Below are 17,143 nucleotides of genomic sequence, written 5' to 3'. Positions count from 1 at the left end.
CCAGTATCAGATGCCGAGCATGCGGCGATTGGCGGCCCGGTCGGTGCCGGCACCGGCAAAGTCGTCGAACGCCTTCTCGGTGACGCGGATGATATGGTCTCGAATGAAGACGGCACCTTCGCGGGCACCTTCCTCCGGATGCTTCAGGCAGCATTCCCACTCCAGCACGGCCCAGCCCTTGAAGCCGTATTGCGCGAATTTGGAGAAGATCGCCTTGAAATCAACCTGGCCGTCGCCCAGCGAGCGGAAGCGCCCGGCTCGGTTGACCCAGCTCTGGTAGCCGCCATAGACGCCCTGCCGGCCGGTCGGGTTGAACTCCGCATCCTTCACATGGAACATCTTGATGCGCTCGTGGTAGATGTCGATGTAATCGAGATAGTCGAGGCACTGCAGGATGAAGTGCGACGGGTCGTAGAGGATGTTGCAGCGCGGGTGGTTCTTCACGCGCTCAAGGAACATCTCGAAGGTGACGCCGTCATGCAGATCCTCGCCGGGATGGATCTCGTAGCAGACATCGACACCGGCCTTGTCAAAGGCATTGAGGATTGGCAGCCAGCGTTTGGCCAACTCCTCGAAGGCCGTGTCGGTGAGGCCCTTGGGCCGCTGCGGCCAGGGATAGATGAACGGCCATTCGAGGGCACCCGAGAATGTGACATGCGCGTCGAGGCCGAGATTGCGCGAGGCCTTGGCCGCCAGCATCATCTGGTCGACCGCCCATTTCTGCCGCGCCTTGGGATTGCCGCGCACCTTTGGCGGGGCGAAGCCGTCGAAGGCCTGGTCATAGGCCGGATGGACCGCGACCAGCTGGCCCTGGAGATGGGTCGAGAGCTCGGTGATGGTAATGCCGTGGCTCTTGGCGATGCCCTTGAGCTCGTCGCAATAGGTTTTCGACTTGGCCGCCTTTTCGAGGTCGATCATGCGGCCGTCCCAGCTTGGCACCTGGACGCCCTTGAAACCCAGGGAGGCCGCCCATTTGCAGATGGACGAGAAGGAATTGAAGGGTGCCTTGTCGCCGGCGAACTGGGCCAGGAAAATGGCCGGTCCCTTGATCGTGGTGAGTGCCATGGTCGTTTCTCCCTAGATGCGGCGCCTGTCGCCGGCGCCTTTCGTTGATGGCTCGCCTACGGCAGATTGTCGCGCAGGAAAATATCGATCCGGATGCGCTCCTGGTCGTCGATCACCTGCTGGCCGCTGCAAAAGGCCAGGAGAACGCGCGCAGCGGACCGCGCCTCGTGCCCGGAATCCTGGTTGATCACGGCATGCATGATGCCCTGCATCAGGTAGCGTCGGGAGAATTCCGTCAGCTCATGCCCGATGAAGACGATATCGTGGCTGCGGCCGGATTCGATCAGGGCCTCGGCGATGCCGCGATTGCCGGCGCCGATGCTGTAAATGCCGACGAGATCCGGGTTCTCCCTGACTAGTTGTCGGGTGATCTCGCGGCAGCTCTCGGCGCTGTCCTGGCCCTGTTGCGGCGGCAGCAGGACCAGGCCCGGATATTCGCTGCCGATCACCTGCTGGAATCCGAACAGGCGCTCGGCATGATCGCGCAGCGCCAGGCTGCCAGCGATGACCCCGATCCGCCCGTTTTTCGCGGAGAGGAATCGGCCCATGAGGGTTGCCGCCGTGCGCCCTGCCGCGCTGTTGTCGATACCTATGAAGCGATGGCGCCGGGAAGAGGGCACATCCGAGACCAGGGTGACGACGTGGGCGCCGCCTTCGACCAGCGCGTCAATGGCGTCGCGCACGACCGGATGATCCAGCGCGACGACGCCGATGCCATGGTAGCGGCCCTGCAACTGGCGCAATTCAACCGCCAACTCCTGGGCGTCGAAAACATTGACGCGCTTCAGGTCGCAGAACACGTTCTGGTCCCGCAGCCAGTCGATCGAGCGTTCGATATGGCCGGCCAATTGCGACATGAAGGTGTTGCCGCCGGTCGGCAGCAGAAAGCAGAAATTGTAGTGGATGCCGCGGGCGAGGCGCAGCGCCGCCGCGTCGGGGCGGTAGCCGAGCTTTACCAGCGCGGCCTCGACGCGCTCGACCGTGCGTGGGCTGACGCCGGGGCGGCGGTTGAAGACCCGGTCGACCGTGGCAAGGCTCACCCGCGCATAGTCGGCCACGTCGACGAGGGTAGGGCGGCGGGTTCGGTCATGCATGCGCGAGAACCTGCCAGAAATGTTGAGGGATGCAACTCAAAAAATGAGGTGAAATGGCTAAAAATTTGCCAAGTGTGCAATGCGACCATGTTTAAGGTGTTTAGTTTGTTCGCTTGATCAAGGTCATGCTATGCGGAGTGAGGCGAACAGTATGAAACAAACTGACGCTATGTTGCGATGCGACATAATTTTACTGTCACCGAAGCCCGGAAAATTCGGCCATATGCGCCAGATTGACGCATTCTTTGCTTGCGATGTTTAGTGAATTGCCATAGTACTTAACATCACGTCCAGCCTTGCAAACACCTCAAACGCGGGCGAAGGCGGAATCCAGAATTAGAAGAGCCCGGGCCGCGCGGGGAGCGCGCTTCGGGCCCCTCCACAAAGACACCAGGCCGGCATAGGCGCGGTGGCGGCGGCGGGGGAACGGATGCAACATTGGGAGGAAATCGCATGAAGAAGCTTTTGGCGGGCGCGAGCGCGCTGGCGGCAGCCATCGCCCTCACCCCGATATCGGACGCCCAGGCAGACGAACTGACTCTGTGCTGGGCGGCCTGGGATCCGGCCAATGCGCTGGTCGAATTGTCCAAGGATTTTACCGCGCAGACCGGCACCCAGATGAAATTCGAGTTCGTGCCCTGGCCGAATTTCGCCGACCGCATGCTGAACGAGCTCAATTCCGGCGGCAAACTCTGCGACCTGCTCATCGGCGACAGCCAGTGGATCGGCGGCTCGGCGGAGAACGGCTATTACGTGAAGCTCAATGATTTCTTCGACAAGGAAGGAATCTCCATGGACGATTTCGCGCCGGCGACCGTCTATGCCTATTCAACCTGGCCGAAGGGCACGCCGAACTACTGGGCGCTGCCGGCCATGGGCGACGCCAATGGCTGGTTCTATCGCAAGGACTGGTTCGAAAACCCCGACCTGATGGCGGAGTACAAGTCCAAATACGGCCGCGATTTGGCGCCGCCCAAGACCTGGGCCGAGTTGAAGGACACGGCGGAGTTCTTCCAGGGGCGGCAGATCGACGGCAAGACGGTCTACGGTGCCGCCATCTTCACCGAGCGCGCGTCCGAGGGCATAACCATGGGTGCCACCTCGGCGCTCTACCCCTATGGCTTCAAATACGAGAACACGCCCGGGAAGTATGACATGGAGGGGGCCGTCAACTCGGCCGACGCGGTGGCCGGCCTCGAGATGTACAAGGAGATCTACAAGTGCTGTACCCCTCCGGGCTATACCGACAGCTACATGGGTGAGGGCCTTGATGCGTTCAAGTCGGGCCAGGTCGCCATGATGATGAACTGGTTCGCTTTCATGCCGGGCATGGCCAAGGACGAGAATGTCGGTTCCAAGACCGGCTTCTTCGTCAACCCGGGCGCCAAGATCGAGGCATCGACGCTTGGTGGCCAGGGCATCTCGGTTGTCGCCAACACCGACAACATGGACGGCGCGCTGGCCTACATCAAATGGTTCGCCCAGCCGGACGTGCAGAAGAAATGGTGGTCGCTCGGCGGCTATGCCTGCCACAATGCCGTGCTGAACGACCCGGGCTTCAAGGACTCGCAGCCGTTTGCCGCGCAGTTCCTGGAGGCCATGAACGGGGTTCAGGATTTCTGGCAGGAACCGGCTTATGCGCAGCTCCTGCAGGCGATGCAGAAGCGGCTGCATGACTACGTCGTGGCGGACACGGGAACCGCGAAGGAAGCGCTGGACGGCCTGATCCAGGATTGGACGGCGATCTTCGAGGAAGAGGGCAAGCTCTGACGACTTCGCTTCACTGCCTCTAGGCCTGCAACTTGCGAAATCGGCGTCTCCGACCTGACCGCCGGAGACGCCGCTCTTTCGAGAGAGAGCCATGTCCGACTTCAATTCAATCGCCGATCGCGCCGCCGCCGCGACGCCGCCGGCCATCGCCAGAAAGGTCCGGGGCTTGTCCGACCGGGCGATCGCCTGGCTGTTCATCGCGCCGACGATCGTGCTGTTGCTGGCGATCAACATCTTCCCGCTGATCTGGACGGTCTACCTGTCCTTCACCAACTATGCGTCCAACCGGCCCAACCGACCGGTCGTGAACGTCGGCCTCAAATGGTATCAGGATATCCTGGGGTCGCCGGAGATATGGGCCTCCATGCAGGCGACGGCGCATTTCGTCTTCTGGACCATCCTGCTGCAGACGGTGATCGGCTTCGGCCTCGCCTATCTGATCGACCGCAAGTTCCGCGGCCATGCGTTCTGGACGACCGTCATCCTCATTCCGATGATGCTGTCGCCGGCTGTGGTCGGCAATTTCTGGAAGTTCCTCTATCAGCCGCAGATCGGACTGTTCAACTACATCGTCTCGTTCTTCACCGGCATTCCGCCGTCATCGTTCGAGATGCTGGGTTCGGTCACCCTGGCGCCCTGGGCGATCATCATCGTCGACACCTGGATGTGGACGCCCTATGTCATGCTGATCTGCCTTGCCGGCCTGCGCTCGATCCCGGACTACATTCACGAGGCGGCCGAAGTCGATCGCGCCTCGCGCTGGCGGCAGTTCTGGTCGATCACGTTGCCCATGGCGCTGCCCTTCATCATGCTCGCGGTCCTCTTCCGCGGCATCGAAAACTTCAAGATGTTCGACATGGTGATGCTGCTGACCGGCGGTGGCCCGGGCTCGACCACCGAACTGGCGTCGATCGCCCTCAAGCGACAGGCCTTCGAGGCCTACCGGACGGGCTATTCCTCGGCTTTCGCCATCATCCTGTTCGTGGTCGTCTTCGGCCTCGCCAATGTCTATGTGAAGGCCCTCAACAAGGTGAAGCAGCGATGAGCAGCGCATCGACAACGGCGCATTCGGTCGTCGAACCGTCGGCCAATTCAAAGCGCCTCGCCGGTTTCCTGGTGATCCTCTATGCGGTGATCTCGATGATCCCGCTGGCCTGGATCTTCGCCACCGGCTGGAAGACGCCGCCGGATTCGATCTCCTACCCACCCAAGGTCGTGTTCGATCCGTCGCTCGAGGGTTACTGCAACCTCTTCACGACGCGGACCCGGCAGACGCAGGACTATATCGAGGCCCAGGGGCCGCCCCAGGGCGCCTGCGACGAAGTCACCCGCAAGCGCGAAATGGTGATCGCCGGACCGTCGAACTATGTGCCCCGCTTCATCAATTCGCTGATCATCGCGTTCGGCTCGACCTTCCTTGCGGTAGCGCTGGGAGTGCTCTCGGCCTATGCCTTCTCGCGCTTCAAGATTCCGCTGGCGGACGACCTGCTGTTCTTCATCCTGTCGACCCGCATGATGCCGCCGATCGCCGTGGCGATTCCCATCTATCTGATGTATCGCGAACTCGGGCTATCGGATTCCGCCCTCGGCATGATCCTCCTCTATACTGCGGTCAATGTGTCGCTCGCGGTCTGGCTGCTCAAGGGTTTCATCGACGAAATTCCGCGTGAATACGAGGAAGCGGCGATGATCGACGGCTATACGCGGCTGCACGCCTTCTTCAAGGTGGTGCTGCCGCAGGCAGCGACCGGCATCGCCGCGACTGCGATCTTCTGCCTGATCTTCGCCTGGAACGAGTATGCCTTTGCCGTGCTGCTGACCTCGGGCAGGGCGCAGACCGCGCCACCCTTCATTCCGACCATCATCGGCGAAGGCGGGATGGATTGGCCAGCGGTCGGCGCGGGGACGACTCTGTTCCTGATCCCGATCGTCGTGTTCACGGTGCTGCTTCGCAAGCATCTGCTGCGCGGCATCACCTTTGGCGCGGTGAGGAAATGAAATTGGAACCCGTCGTCAAGAACCAGTCGGCACCCAGGAAGACCTGGCCTCGCTGGGCACGCCGTGGCATCCAGGAGAACCTTGCGGTCGCGCTCATCCTGCTTGGCGTCGTCATGCTGGTGCAACCGTTCTCGATCGTCCTTTACGGCTATTCCTTCGTGACGGTTCTGGTCGGTGTCGTCATGTTCATCATCGTGAGCAAGTTTCCGGAGTAGGGCATGGCGGAGATTAGGGTAGAGGACCTGCAGAAGCGCTTCGGCGAGTTCGTGGCGGTGAAGAGGTCCAGCTTCACCGTTGCGGATGGCGAATTCGTCGTGCTGCTGGGTCCGTCCGGCTGCGGCAAGACGACAACGCTCCGCATGATCGCGGGTCTGGAACTGCCCACGTCGGGGCGCATCCTGCTGGGCGGCGACGATGTGACCTTCCATCGGGCGGGCGAGCGGGACATCGCCTTCGTGTTCCAGCTGTTCGCGCTCTACCCGCATATGAACGTGCGGCAGAACATCGCCTTTCCGCTGAAGTGCCAGGGCATGTCGCGCTCCGAGGTGGCCCGGCGGGTGGCCGAGGCCGGGCGCATCCTGCGGATCGAACACATTCTTGACAAGCCCGTCTCCGGCCTGTCGGGCGGCGACCGCCAGCGCGTGGCACTCGGCCGGGCCATTGTGCGCGAACCCAAATGCTTCCTGATGGACGAGCCTTTGGGCGCCCTCGATTCCGAGTTCCGGCATGTCATGTGCGGGGAGCTGCGCGGCCTCCATGACCGGCTGAAGGCAACCACGGTCTATGTCACCCATGACCAGCTGGAGGCCATGTCGATGGCCGACAAGATCGCGGTCATGAACAAGGGCGTGATCGAGCAATATGCCACGCCGCAGGAGATCTATCAGCGCCCGGTCAGCATGTTCGTGGCCGATTTCATCGGGTCACCATCCATGAACTTCCTGCGCTTCCAGTCGGCACTGGCGCCCGGCGACGATGTGGTCAGCCTCGGCGAGGCGCGGATTGGCATACCGGCCATCCGCGAGGCGGTGCCGGCGGCCGAGCTGGCGCTGGGCGTTCGTCCCGAGCACATCCGCTTCGACGACGGCTCGTCGCTGCGGGGCGAGGTCTATGGCACGGAATACCTCGGCACGACCCAGATCGTGACCGTCGATACGGCCTTTGGCCAGGTGAAGGCGCGCACCGGTTCGGACATCCGGGTTGCGGATGGCAGCCATGTCGGCCTCAGCTTCGACGCTGCACGTCTGTCGTTGTTCCGTGCCAGTGATGGTGGCTGTATCCGCTCAGCGCTTTACGAGGGTAGCACCCATGGCTGAAATCCACCTGGAATCCGTCACCAAGCGCTTCGGCGACGTGGCCGCGGTGCAGGACATTGATCTGGTCGTCCAGGACGGAGAGTTCGTGGTTTTGCTGGGCCCGACCGGTGCCGGCAAGACGACGACGTTGCGCCTGATCGCGGGTCTGGAAAAGCCGACCGAGGGGCGGGTCCTGATCGGCGGGCACGATGCGGCGCCCCGGTCGCCGGCAGAGCGCGATGTCGCCTTTGTCTTCCAGCAGTATTCGCTCTATCCGCATCTCAGCGTCTACGACAACCTTGCCTTCCCGCTGCGGGCGCCGGTGCGGCGGCAGAGCCGCGAGGACATCCACAAGGCGGTCGAGCGAGTCGCCCGGATGTTGCGGATCGATCACAAGCTGGAGAACAGGGCGACGCGCCTGTCGGGCGGCGAAATGCAGCGCGTCGCCATCGGACGGGCGCTGGTGCGGCAACCCTCGGTCTATCTGATGGATGAACCGCTGTCCTCGCTCGACGCCAAGCTGCGCTCCGAGTTGCGCCTGGAACTGCAGCATATCCAGCGCGACCTTGGTGCCACCATGCTGTACGTCACCCATGACCAGATCGAGGCGATGACCATGGCGACGCGGATCGGTGTCCTGGACCACGGCCGGCTGGTCCAGATCGGCACCCCGCGCGAGATCTACGAATCGCCCAGGAACACCTATGTGGCGACGCGGCTCGGCATGCCGGCGATCAACCTGCTCCCGGCCGGTGCCTTCGCGGGTGCGGCGATGCCTCCGGGGACGACGCTGATCGGCGCGCGGACTGAACATATCGTGGTGGATCGCGGGCAGGGCGGCGGCCCAAGGGCGCGGGTCGAATGGATCGAGCACCTGGGCGACCAGAACCACCTGCATTTGGTGATGGGAGACCACCGGCTGGTGACGCTGGTCGGGGCGGATACCAACCTGTCGGTGGGTGACGAATTGCAGGTTAGCCTGCGACGGCCGCTGTTCTTCGCCGCCGATGGCGAGCGCATTGCGGCATGACGGCGTATGGGAAGGGTAATGGAGTTGCGGGCCATGAGTAGCGAAAAGGAACTACGGCTGGCAATGCTGACGGCGGTTGCGCAGACCATTTCGCGCCATGCCGAGGAATTGACCCAACTCGATCAGGCGATCGGCGACGGCGATCATGGGATCAACATGAAGCGCGGTTTCGATGCGGTCATGGCCGATAGCGCTGGACTGGTCGAGAAACCATGGCCGGAATTCCTCAAGGGAGTCGGCATGACGCTGGTGATGAAGGTTGGCGGTGCGTCGGGTCCGTTGTTCGGCACCCTCTTCATGACGCTGGGCAAGGAGCTGCCGGGGAACCCGTGTGCCGGCGATGTTGCCGGTGCGCTGGAGGCTGCCATCCAGGCGGTGCAGGCGCGCGGCAAGTCCGAGGCCGGGCAAAAGACCATGCTGGACGTGCTCGTGCCGGTGGCGGCGCAGCTGCGCAAGGACGCGCTGGCGCTCACCGATCTGGTGACGGTGGCCGCCGCAGCGGCAGAGGCAACCGGGCCGATGAAGGCCATTCGCGGCCGTGCCTCCTTCCTGGGCGATCGGTCAATCGGCCATGTCGATCCGGGCGCGCGTTCTTCGGCATTGATGGTTGCAGCGGTGGTTGGTGCAGTGAAGGGTGAATCATGAGTTCGGTCGGTATCGTCATCGTTTCGCATTCCCCCAAGGTTGCCGAGGGCGCCGCGGACATGGTGCGGCAGATGGTGGGAGATGAGGTCAAGGTAGCCTGGTGCGGCGGCGATCCGACCGGCGGCCTTGGGACATCGGTCGAGAAGATCATGCAGGCAATCGACAGTGCCTGGTCGGCGGGTGGTGTTGCCATCCTGGTCGATCTGGGCGGCGCCGAGACGAACTCGGAAATGGCGATCGAGATGCTGCCCCCGGAGCGCCAGGGCAGGGCGGTCGTCTGCAATGCGCCAATCGTCGAGGGTGCAGTGATAGCTGCAACCGAGGCGGCCGGCGGTTCGCCCCTCGAGGTCGTCAAGCGCACGGCGGAGGAATTGTCGCCGCAATGAATCCAGTCTTGCATCTTGGCGCCTATCGCGCCCATCGGGACAAGGGGAAGCCGGCATGAGTGACGCCCGCGTGACCGGAATGGCCGAGATCACCAATCCGACGGGCCTTCATGCCCGGCCGGCGGTGAAACTGACCAAACTTGCCAAGGCATTTGGCGCCAGAATCGAACTGGCATTCGCGGTGGAAGGTCCATGGATCGACGCCAAAAGTGTGGTGAAAGTCATGGCTCTTAAAGCCCCCCGGGGCGCCGTCCTGCATTTCACGGCCGAGGGTGGCGATGCCGCTGCTGCCATAGCTGCGTTGCTGGATCTGGTGCGGCGCGATTTCGACGAGGCACCGCACGAACCCGTCGCCCTTCCGGAGCAGGGGCATGCCGGCTGATACCTGGCATAGCGGTCGCGCCGCGGCGCCCGGACTTGCTGCCGGGCCGTTGTTCGAAATGCCGGAGGCGAGCGCCGGCAGGCGAATGCAGGGCAGCGCGGAGCAGGAGTCCGAGGCCCTGCGCGCGGCATTGGGGCGCGCGATCGATGACATCACGATCCTGCAGCAGGCGACCAGCACCGACGCGGCCGAGATCCTCGAATTCCAGGTGGCGATGCTATCCGACGACGCCCTGGCCGAGCCCGCCATGGAACAGATTGCCCATGGCATGGCGGCCGAGGCTGCCTGGCGCGAGGCCATGGATGCCCAGATAGCGGGTTATGCTTCCTCGTCGGATGAATATTTCCGCGCCAGGGCCGGCGACCTTGCCGACATGCGCGACCGGGTGCTCGATCACCTTCTCGGAACGGCGGATGTGGTGCCGCCGCCTGGCGCCATCGTACTGGCAACCGATCTGGCGCCGTCGCGCTTTCTCGCCTGGGACTGGAGCGCGGGCGGCGGCGTCGCGCTGAAGGGCGGGAGCCCGACCAGCCATGTTGCCATGCTGGCCCGGGCGCGCCGCGTGCCCATGGTGGTTGGACTGACCTTGCCGGCCCGATTGCCGGAAAAGGCGGGCGCCGCCACTGTCCTGCTGGATGGTGCGCAGGGGCGCGTCAACCTGGCCCCGGAAGCAGCCGAGATCGCCGAGTTCGAACGCCGCCGCGCCGGTGAACTGGCCGCCGCAGCCCATTGGGAGTCCTTTCTTCACCGGCCTGCATCTACCGGCTCGGGCGAGCGGGTGCTGACGCAGGTCAATGTCGCGGACCCGGCAGAACTCGACCACCTCGATCCCGGGATATGCGACGGCATCGGGCTGGTGCGAACGGAATTCCTGTTCCACGACCGGGCCGGGCTGCCGGACGAGGACAGCCAATTTGCCGTCTATCGCCGCATCCTGGATTGGGCTGCCGGGCGACCGGTCACCATCCGGACGCTCGATGCCGGTGGTGACAAGCCGATCAGGGGATTGACCGGTGAGTCAGAATCGAATCCATTCCTCGGTGTGCGGGGCATCCGCCTGTCGCTCGCCAGGACCGAGGTCTTCCGCATCCAGTTGCGTGCCTTGGCGCGGGCTGCCGCATTGGGGCCGCTCAAGGTGATGCTGCCGATGGTAACGATTCCCGAGGAAGTGTCTGATACCGCGTTGCTGTTGCGCGACGAGATCGCCGCCCTTGGCAAGGCCGGTATCGACTGCCGCGAACCGGATTTAGGTATCATGGTCGAGGTGCCGGCGGCGGCACTGGCGGTGGAGCGCTTTCCTGCCGCCTTCTTCTCGATCGGCTCGAACGACCTTACCCAGTATGTGACGGCGGCGGCACGCGACATCACCGCCGTGGCGGCCCTCAATGATAGCGCCAATCCCGCAGTGCTTGAGCTGATCGAGCGTGTGGCACGCTTTGGGCGCCACACCGGCCGCGAGGTCAGCCTGTGCGGCGACGCGGGCGGCGATCCGGCCATGATCCCGCTGCTCCTCGAACGCGGCGTTCGCAATCTGTCCATGGCGCCCGCCATGTTGGCGCGGGCCAAGGCGGTCATCGCCGGCTGGTCGGGTCCGCTCCCGTCATGAACACCGTAGCGGAAATCGCCGGCGCCGAAGCCTCGGCCATGGCCGAGTACAAGGGTATCCTGCAGCGCCTGCTTGACAACCGCCCGTCGGGCACACGCCAGCGCCTCGCCCTCGCCCTCGGCAAGAACCGCAGCTTCGTCTCGCAGATCACCAATGCCAGCTACGCGGTGCCGATCCCGGCACCGCATATCGAGACCATCTTCGAGATCGTGCACTTTCCGCCGCTGGAGAGGCAGGCATTCCTGGCCGCCTACGACCGGGCCCATCCAGGTCGCTTGCAGCGCAGCCAGACGGGGCGGCGCATCCGTACGGCGACCCTGCATGTGCCGGATCTGGGCAGCGAAGAGCGCAATCGGCGCCTCGACCAGATGCTGACCGATGTCGCCGTGCAGATGGCGCGCATCATCGAAGACGAGAAGTGATTCCGGAAAGCGCCCGGAAACCCCTGGGAGGTGAATATGAAGAAGCTGATCAATGCCGTGGAGAATGTGCTGAGCGAAAGCCTGGACGGGTTCGCCGCCGCGCATGCCGATATCGTGACCCTGGGTGACGAACGCAAATTCGTGCAGCGGCGCAGCCTGAAGAAGGGCAAGGTGGCGCTGGTCTCGGGCGGCGGTTCGGGCCACGAGCCGCTACATGCAGGCTTTGTCGGCCATGGCATGCTGGATGCCGCTTGTCCGGGCCAGGTCTTCACCTCGCCGACCCCGGACCAGATGGTGGCGGCGGCGCAGGCGGTCGATACCGGCGGCGGCGTCCTCTTCATCGTGAAGAACTACGAGGGCGATGTGATGAACTTCGCCATGGGAGCCGAGATGGCGGCCGATATGGGTGTCGCCAAAGTGGCGACCGTCATCACCGATGACGACGTCGCGGTGGAGAAGTCGACCTACTCCATCGGGCGGCGCGGGGTCGCCGGGACCATGATCGTCGAGCGCCTCGTCGGGGCGGCGGCCGAGCAGGGCCGGGATCTTGCCGCACTCGAGTCCTATGGCAAGGACGTCAACGCCCGCACCCGTTCGATGGGCGTGGCGCTGACCTCCTGCACCGTACCGGCCGCAGGCAAGCCGACCTTCACCCTGGGCGAGGACGAGATGGAGATGGGCGTCGGCATTCATGGCGAGCCCGGGCGTCGCCGGGTGAAATTGGCCGAGGCCGATGCCATCGCCGCGGAGATGATGGGGGCCATCCTGGACGATCTGGCGCCGAAGGCGGGCCAGCAGGTGCTCCTTCTGGTCAATGGCTTCGGCGGCACGCCGGCCATGGAACTCTACCTGATGTGCAATGCGGCGCGGCGCATTCTCGCCGGTCGCAAGCTGTTGGCGGCGCGCTGCCTGGTCGGCTCCTATGTCACCTCGCTTGAAATGGCCGGCTGCTCCCTTACCGTCAGCCTGGTCGAGGATGCTGATCTCGCGCTGTGGGACCAGCCGGTGCATACGGCCGCCCTGCGCTGGGGCATGTGATATCCCAAGAAAAAGGGCCGGTTCTTGCGAACCGGCCCCGTGCAAGTGGTGTGGCGAAGGCCTATTGCTTCAGGGCCTTCAGTTCTTCCCACATCTTGATCATCTTCTGCTGGCGCGTGCTCTCGATCGGCTGAAACAGGATGCCATCCTGAAGATAGGCGACAGGATCGGTGATACCGAGTGCCTCGACCGCCGCCGGGTCCGACATCTCGAACGCCTTCCGGTTGCTGTGGCCATAGCCATACTGCTCGATCATGAACTTGCCGGTCTCCGGCGACAGCCAGGCGTCCAGGAAGTCATAGGCCTGTCCCTCGTCACCCTTGCCGGTGTTGAGGAGAGTGAGGCCACAGAGCCAGGTGAAGCGACCTTCCTTCGGATAGGCATACTTGACCGGTAGACCCTGCTCGGCCAGCGTCTTCACGGTTTCGTTCCAGGCATAGGCGGCGACGATCTCGCCCGAGGCGAGGGCCTGCGCAATCTCGGTATTGTCGGTCCAGAGGAAGCGGCTGTATTCAACCATCTTGGCTGCCAGCGGCCGGGTCGCTTCCAGTTCCTCATCCGACATCTGGTGGATCTTGTCGCGCGAATAGCCGAGAAGAAGGCCGGCGATCTGCAGCGCCGCGTCGGTGTCCGACATCGACAACCGGCCGGCATAGCGTTCGTCGGTGAAAATGCCCCAGGTCTCGTTCTCCAGGAAGTCGGGCTCGACGAGATCGGTCCGATAGGCGATCGACGAGATGCCCCAATCCGCCGGTACCATGACGACATTGCCGTCAACCACCGTACCGGTGGTCTTCAGCGGCTCGAAAATGTCGGCCCAGTTGCTGAGCCTCGAAGTGTCGATCGGTTTGGAGAGGCCGGCCTCGACGAAGGGCGTCACCGAATAGGTGCAGGGATGCACGATGTCGGCATTGAAGCCGCCGCGCACCTTCTGCAGGGCCTCATCCTCGTTAGCGAAGATCGAGAAGTTCGGCGCTGCGCCATGCTTGTCGACGAAGGACTGGAAGAGTTCCGGGATTTCGTAGCCGCTCCACTCCATGATCGTCAGGGGTTCGGCAGCCAGTGACCGGCGCGGCATCATCGCCATGCCGACACCAAAGGCGGTGGCGGCACGCATCGCATCGCGGCGCGATATCCGCCCCTGCGACAGACGATCAATGAATTTAACCTTGTTCATACCCTTAGCCCCCTGTTGTGGTTGCGGTTCGCAGTTCCGTCGGTGATTTTCCGCATTCGCGAAGCGTGCCGCGCTGCTCATCAAATCCCGGGCAAATTTGACGTCCTTCGGCAACTTGCTGTCAACGTCAAATTCCCCGCTTTTGCGCCAATCACGAAAGCATGATTGGGTCCGCATCGTTCATGAAACCTTTGCATGAAGTCAGGTCGCGCATTCATGATTCCTTGAGCCTTGACAGCGCAGTAACGGTCGGCCGACACTCCCGCCAATGCACTGCAGCAACGCAAGTGCGACAGGGCTGGCAGAAAATTGGGGGACTTTCCCGGAATGAGTGACATCGCCGAACCCGGCGGCGCGGCCATGCGAGAGCCATCATCGCCCCCCGCGAAACCGTTAAGAACGCGAATTCTACAGCGATTCCCCTGGCTGCGCGGCTATCTGCTGATGTCGCCAACTATCGCCGTGATGCTGGCGATGCTGATCGTGCCGGTGGTGGCGCTGTTCGTGCGCAGCTTCTGGACCCAGAACGTTTTCGAGATCGACACCACCTTCACGCTGCGCAATTACGCCTATATTTTCGAGCTTTCGGACCGCATTACCTATTGGTTCGGGATACCGTTTCCCCTCGCCAATCCGGTTTATGTCATCCTGTTGGTCAAATCGATTGCCATGTCGCTGGCGGTCACCGTCGTGGTCATCCTCCTGGCCTATCCGATGGCCTATTTCATGGCTTTCCGCGTCAAGCGCCACAAGATGCTCTGGCTGATCCTGATCACCATTCCGATCTGGACCAGTTATCTGCTGCGCGTCTTTGCCTGGAAGATCATGCTGGGCTTCAACGGCGTCATCAATTCGGGCCTGATGAATCTCGGGATCATCGACAAGCCGCTCGAATTTCTTCTCTACAACCCCATCGCGGTCATCATTACGCTGGCCCACGCCTGGGTCGCCTTCGCCATCCTGCCCATCTATGTCAGCCTGGAAAAGATCGACCGCTCGCTGCTGGAGGCGGCAACCGATCTGGGCGACAAGCCGTGGGAGCGCTTCTGGCATGTGACCTTGCCCCTGTCGGCACCCGGCACCATCGCCACGATATTGCTGGTATTCATTCCCACCGTCGGCGATTACGTGACACCGGCTCTGGTCGGCGGCTCCGGCGGTTCCATGATCGGCAATTCCATACAGCTGCTGTTCGGTCGCCAGAACGATGCACCGCTGGGTTCGGCGGTGTCGGTGGTGATGATGGCAACCATCACGGCGATCGTCTGCCTTTTCCTGTGGCTGGTCGACTACCGCAAGATTCGCGCGCGGGGAATGAACTGAGCCATGAGCAAGCGATTCGATCTCCTCACCATCTACGGCATCGTGTTTCTGGTCTTCCTCTATGCGCCGGTCCTGCTGCTGCCGGTTTTCTCGGTCAATGACGCGACCGTCGCGATCTTTCCGCTCAAGGGCTTCACGCTGAAGGCATACGGGCAGATGGTCAACAATCCGGCCCTGCTGGCGGCGCTCAAGAACAGCCTCGTCGTTGCCGTCGGCGTCTCGGTGGTCAGCACTGCCTTTGGCCTGCTCGCGGCCATGGGCGTAACGCGCTACAAGCTGCCCGGCCAGGGCCCGGTCATGAGCGTAATCATGCTGCCTCTGGTGGTGCCGAGCATCATCCTCGCGGTGGCGCTGCTGGTCCTGGTCCGGCAAGTGTTCGACATTCCACTGACGCTGTGGACCGTTGCGGCCGGGCACATCCTCATCTGCGTGCCTTTCTCGATGATGGTGCTGATGTCGCGCCTCGAGGGCTTCGACCGCAGCCTCGAGGAAGCTTCGGCCGATCTCGGCGAGAGCGGCTGGATGACTTTCTGGCGCGTGACGTTCCCGATCGCGATGCCCGGCATTGTTGCCAGCCTGCTGATGTGCTTCACGATTTCGCTCGACGAGTATGTGCTGGCCTTCTTCCTGAGCGGTCTCGACCAGACCTTGCCGATCTTTCTCTATGGTCAGCTGCGCTTTCCGCAGCGCCTGCCGATGACGCTGGCGCTCGGTACCACCATCCTGATCGTGTCCACGATCATCGTGATCTTCTCCGAGATCCTGCGCCGTCGCGGCGTCCAGTCAACCAAACCAACCGGGCTTTGACATCATGAGCACAGGCGAATCCATCATCTCGCTGCGAAGCGTCGCCAAGCATTTCGGCAGCGTGCGGGCGGTTGACGACGTTTCCTTCGACATCCGCCGGGGAGAGTTCTTCTCGCTGCTGGGCCCGTCGGGCTGCGGCAAGACCACGCTGCTGCGCATGCTTGCCGGTTTCGAGGTGCCGACTTCGGGAGCCATCCTGATCGACGGACAGGATGTTTCCACCGTGCCGCCACATGCACGCCCCACCAACATGGTGTTCCAGAACTACGCCATTTTCCCGCATCTCAGCGTGCGCGAGAACATCGCCTATGGCCTGCGCAAGAAAGGGCTCTCGAAGCAGGAATTGGCGCAGACGGTGGAGGATGCGTTGGCCCTCATCAAGATGACGGGCTATGGCGACAGGGCAAGCCACCAATTGTCGGGTGGCCAGCGGCAGCGTGTTGCCCTGGCCCGCGCGCTTGTCTGCAAGCCGAAGGTGCTGCTGCTGGACGAGCCGCTGGGCGCGCTTGACAAGAAGCTGCGCGAGGAAATGCAGCTGGAACTGCGCCAGATTCAGCGTACCGTGGGCGTGACCTTCGTATTCGTGACGCATGACCAGGAGGAGGCGCTGGCGCTATCCGACCGCATCGCCGTCATGTCGCGCGGCAAGGCGCTGCAGATCGACGCCGCAAACCGCCTCTACGAGGCGCCAAACTGCAAGGAGGTCGCGGCCTTCATCGGCTCGATGAACTTCTTCCAGGGCAGCTTGCGCGAGACCAGCGGTGGGACCGCCCTGGTCGATGCGGGGCCGCTCGGCCAGTTGAGCGCGTCAGCCGCCGAGAACGCGCCAGGCCCTGGCAGCCAGGTGTCGATCGCCGTCAGGCCCGAAAAACTGCGCCTTGCCTGGGACAAGCCGGCCGCCGGCCAGAATGCCATTGCCGGTCGCATCGCGACGGAAGCCTATTTCGGCGACCGCAGCCATTACCACGTCGCGGTAGAAGGGTTGGCCGAGCCGATCGCCGTCGCGATGCAGAAATCGGACCGCCTGCTGGATGATGCCAGTTCCATCGGGCGCCCGGTCTGGATCAGCTGGGCGCCCGAAGCGGCTGTCCTGCTGACGGAATAG

The 17,143-nt window shown here is 63.2% G+C and carries 18 protein-coding genes; 15 read left to right on the top strand and 3 right to left on the bottom strand.

Annotated elements, in window-relative coordinates:
• Window positions 1-6: 6 nt before the first annotated feature.
• Window positions 7-1,065, bottom strand: coding sequence for a sugar phosphate isomerase/epimerase family protein (locus A8950_RS18920; protein ID WP_133615244.1), 1,059 nt, complete (start codon window positions 1,063-1,065; stop codon window positions 7-9).
• 56 nt (window positions 1,066-1,121) lie between these two features.
• Window positions 1,122-2,159, bottom strand: a complete 1,038-nt coding sequence (locus A8950_RS18915) for a LacI family DNA-binding transcriptional regulator (protein WP_133615243.1) — start codon at window positions 2,157-2,159, stop codon at window positions 1,122-1,124.
• 453 nt (window positions 2,160-2,612) lie between these two features.
• Between A8950_RS18915 and A8950_RS18910 the strand changes: the two genes are divergently transcribed.
• The 12 genes from A8950_RS18910 to dhaK all read left to right on the top strand — a co-directional run bounded on the left by A8950_RS18910 (window position 2,613) and on the right by dhaK (window position 12,731).
• Window positions 2,613-3,929 (top strand): ABC transporter substrate-binding protein, encoded by a 1,317-nt coding sequence (locus tag A8950_RS18910; RefSeq protein ID WP_133615242.1) that lies wholly within the window; start codon window positions 2,613-2,615, stop codon window positions 3,927-3,929.
• A 91-nt stretch (window positions 3,930-4,020) separates the two neighbouring features.
• Window positions 4,021-4,974, top strand: coding sequence for a carbohydrate ABC transporter permease (locus A8950_RS18905; protein WP_133615241.1), 954 nt, complete (start codon window positions 4,021-4,023; stop codon window positions 4,972-4,974).
• Window positions 4,971-5,927 (top strand): carbohydrate ABC transporter permease, encoded by a 957-nt coding sequence (locus tag A8950_RS18900; RefSeq protein ID WP_133615240.1) that lies wholly within the window; start codon window positions 4,971-4,973, stop codon window positions 5,925-5,927. Before A8950_RS18905 ends, A8950_RS18900 begins: the two co-directional genes overlap by 4 nt.
• On the top strand, window positions 5,924-6,142 hold the full coding sequence (locus A8950_RS18895) for a hypothetical protein (RefSeq protein WP_133615239.1): 219 nt from the start codon (window positions 5,924-5,926) through the stop codon (window positions 6,140-6,142). Before A8950_RS18900 ends, A8950_RS18895 begins: the two co-directional genes overlap by 4 nt.
• 3 nt (window positions 6,143-6,145) lie before the next feature.
• Complete coding sequence (locus A8950_RS18890; RefSeq protein WP_133615238.1) at window positions 6,146-7,243, top strand: ABC transporter ATP-binding protein; 1,098 nt, start codon at window positions 6,146-6,148, stop codon at window positions 7,241-7,243.
• Window positions 7,236-8,252 carry an ABC transporter ATP-binding protein gene (locus A8950_RS18885; RefSeq protein ID WP_133615237.1) on the top strand — a complete coding sequence of 339 codons (1,017 nt, stop codon included), beginning with the start codon at window positions 7,236-7,238 and terminating at the stop codon, window positions 8,250-8,252. Before A8950_RS18890 ends, A8950_RS18885 begins: the two co-directional genes overlap by 8 nt.
• A 33-nt stretch (window positions 8,253-8,285) precedes the next feature.
• Window positions 8,286-8,897 carry a dihydroxyacetone kinase subunit DhaL gene (gene dhaL / locus A8950_RS18880; RefSeq protein ID WP_133615236.1) on the top strand — a complete coding sequence of 204 codons (612 nt, stop codon included), beginning with the start codon at window positions 8,286-8,288 and terminating at the stop codon, window positions 8,895-8,897.
• Window positions 8,894-9,283, top strand: coding sequence for a dihydroxyacetone kinase phosphoryl donor subunit DhaM (dhaM, locus tag A8950_RS18875; protein WP_166645281.1), 390 nt, complete (start codon window positions 8,894-8,896; stop codon window positions 9,281-9,283). Before dhaL ends, dhaM begins: the two co-directional genes overlap by 4 nt.
• A 55-nt stretch (window positions 9,284-9,338) precedes the next feature.
• Complete coding sequence (locus A8950_RS18870) at window positions 9,339-9,665, top strand: HPr family phosphocarrier protein (RefSeq protein WP_133615234.1); 327 nt, start codon at window positions 9,339-9,341, stop codon at window positions 9,663-9,665.
• A complete protein-coding gene (gene ptsP, locus A8950_RS18865; RefSeq protein WP_133615233.1) occupies window positions 9,655-11,271 on the top strand; it encodes a phosphoenolpyruvate--protein phosphotransferase in 1,617 nt (538 codons plus the stop codon). Before A8950_RS18870 ends, ptsP begins: the two co-directional genes overlap by 11 nt.
• Window positions 11,268-11,693: a hypothetical protein gene (locus tag A8950_RS18860; RefSeq protein WP_133615232.1), complete on the top strand. Its 426-nt coding sequence runs from the start codon at window positions 11,268-11,270 to the stop codon at window positions 11,691-11,693. The genes ptsP and A8950_RS18860 overlap by 4 nt, the downstream gene beginning before the upstream one ends.
• 36 nt (window positions 11,694-11,729) lie before the next feature.
• Window positions 11,730-12,731: a dihydroxyacetone kinase subunit DhaK gene (gene dhaK, locus A8950_RS18855; RefSeq protein ID WP_133615231.1), complete on the top strand. Its 1,002-nt coding sequence runs from the start codon at window positions 11,730-11,732 to the stop codon at window positions 12,729-12,731.
• A gap of 61 nt (window positions 12,732-12,792) precedes the next feature.
• Here dhaK and A8950_RS18850 read toward each other — a convergent pair whose 3' ends face one another.
• Window positions 12,793-13,908, bottom strand: coding sequence for an ABC transporter substrate-binding protein (locus A8950_RS18850; RefSeq protein WP_166645280.1), 1,116 nt, complete (start codon window positions 13,906-13,908; stop codon window positions 12,793-12,795).
• Window positions 13,909-14,352: 444 nt separating this feature from the next.
• On the opposite strand from A8950_RS18850, the gene A8950_RS18845 reads away from it, so the two are divergent.
• The 3 genes from A8950_RS18845 to A8950_RS18835 are packed head-to-tail and all read left to right on the top strand — an operon-like array spanning window position 14,353 to window position 17,143.
• A complete protein-coding gene (locus tag A8950_RS18845) occupies window positions 14,353-15,231 on the top strand; it encodes an ABC transporter permease (protein ID WP_243735710.1) in 879 nt (292 codons plus the stop codon).
• A gap of 3 nt (window positions 15,232-15,234) precedes the next feature.
• The gene (locus A8950_RS18840; RefSeq protein WP_133615229.1) at window positions 15,235-16,038 is read left to right on the top strand and encodes an ABC transporter permease; all 804 of its coding nucleotides are present in this window, start codon (window positions 15,235-15,237) and stop codon (window positions 16,036-16,038) included.
• Window positions 16,039-16,042: 4 nt separating this feature from the next.
• Window positions 16,043-17,143 (top strand): ABC transporter ATP-binding protein, encoded by a 1,101-nt coding sequence (locus A8950_RS18835; RefSeq protein ID WP_208109936.1) that lies wholly within the window; start codon window positions 16,043-16,045, stop codon window positions 17,141-17,143.

Source organism: Dongia mobilis, from assembly GCF_004363235.1.
Lineage (GTDB): Bacteria > Pseudomonadota > Alphaproteobacteria > Dongiales > Dongiaceae > Dongia > Dongia mobilis.
Note: the sequence above shows the minus strand (reverse complement) of the source record. Positions and strands in the feature narration are given on the sequence as shown.

Coding starts and splice junctions, on each gene's coding strand:
- A8950_RS18835 (WP_208109936.1), top strand. CDS start 16,043: ATGAGCACAGGCGAATCCATCATCTCGCTGCGAAGCGTCGCCAAGCAT.
- A8950_RS18920 (WP_133615244.1), bottom strand. CDS start 1,065: ATGGCACTCACCACGATCAAGGGACCGGCCATTTTCCTGGCCCAGTTC.
- A8950_RS18905 (WP_133615241.1), top strand. CDS start 4,021: ATGTCCGACTTCAATTCAATCGCCGATCGCGCCGCCGCCGCGACGCCG.
- A8950_RS18845 (WP_243735710.1), top strand. CDS start 14,353: ATGTCGCCAACTATCGCCGTGATGCTGGCGATGCTGATCGTGCCGGTG.
- A8950_RS18900 (WP_133615240.1), top strand. CDS start 4,971: ATGAGCAGCGCATCGACAACGGCGCATTCGGTCGTCGAACCGTCGGCC.
- A8950_RS18840 (WP_133615229.1), top strand. CDS start 15,235: ATGAGCAAGCGATTCGATCTCCTCACCATCTACGGCATCGTGTTTCTG.
- A8950_RS18910 (WP_133615242.1), top strand. CDS start 2,613: ATGAAGAAGCTTTTGGCGGGCGCGAGCGCGCTGGCGGCAGCCATCGCC.
- A8950_RS18895 (WP_133615239.1), top strand. CDS start 5,924: ATGAAATTGGAACCCGTCGTCAAGAACCAGTCGGCACCCAGGAAGACC.
- A8950_RS18850 (WP_166645280.1), bottom strand. CDS start 13,908: ATGAACAAGGTTAAATTCATTGATCGTCTGTCGCAGGGGCGGATATCG.
- ptsP (WP_133615233.1), top strand. CDS start 9,655: ATGCCGGCTGATACCTGGCATAGCGGTCGCGCCGCGGCGCCCGGACTT.
- A8950_RS18885 (WP_133615237.1), top strand. CDS start 7,236: ATGGCTGAAATCCACCTGGAATCCGTCACCAAGCGCTTCGGCGACGTG.
- A8950_RS18860 (WP_133615232.1), top strand. CDS start 11,268: ATGAACACCGTAGCGGAAATCGCCGGCGCCGAAGCCTCGGCCATGGCC.
- A8950_RS18870 (WP_133615234.1), top strand. CDS start 9,339: ATGAGTGACGCCCGCGTGACCGGAATGGCCGAGATCACCAATCCGACG.
- A8950_RS18915 (WP_133615243.1), bottom strand. CDS start 2,159: ATGCATGACCGAACCCGCCGCCCTACCCTCGTCGACGTGGCCGACTAT.
- dhaM (WP_166645281.1), top strand. CDS start 8,894: ATGAGTTCGGTCGGTATCGTCATCGTTTCGCATTCCCCCAAGGTTGCC.
- dhaL (WP_133615236.1), top strand. CDS start 8,286: ATGAGTAGCGAAAAGGAACTACGGCTGGCAATGCTGACGGCGGTTGCG.
- A8950_RS18890 (WP_133615238.1), top strand. CDS start 6,146: ATGGCGGAGATTAGGGTAGAGGACCTGCAGAAGCGCTTCGGCGAGTTC.
- dhaK (WP_133615231.1), top strand. CDS start 11,730: ATGAAGAAGCTGATCAATGCCGTGGAGAATGTGCTGAGCGAAAGCCTG.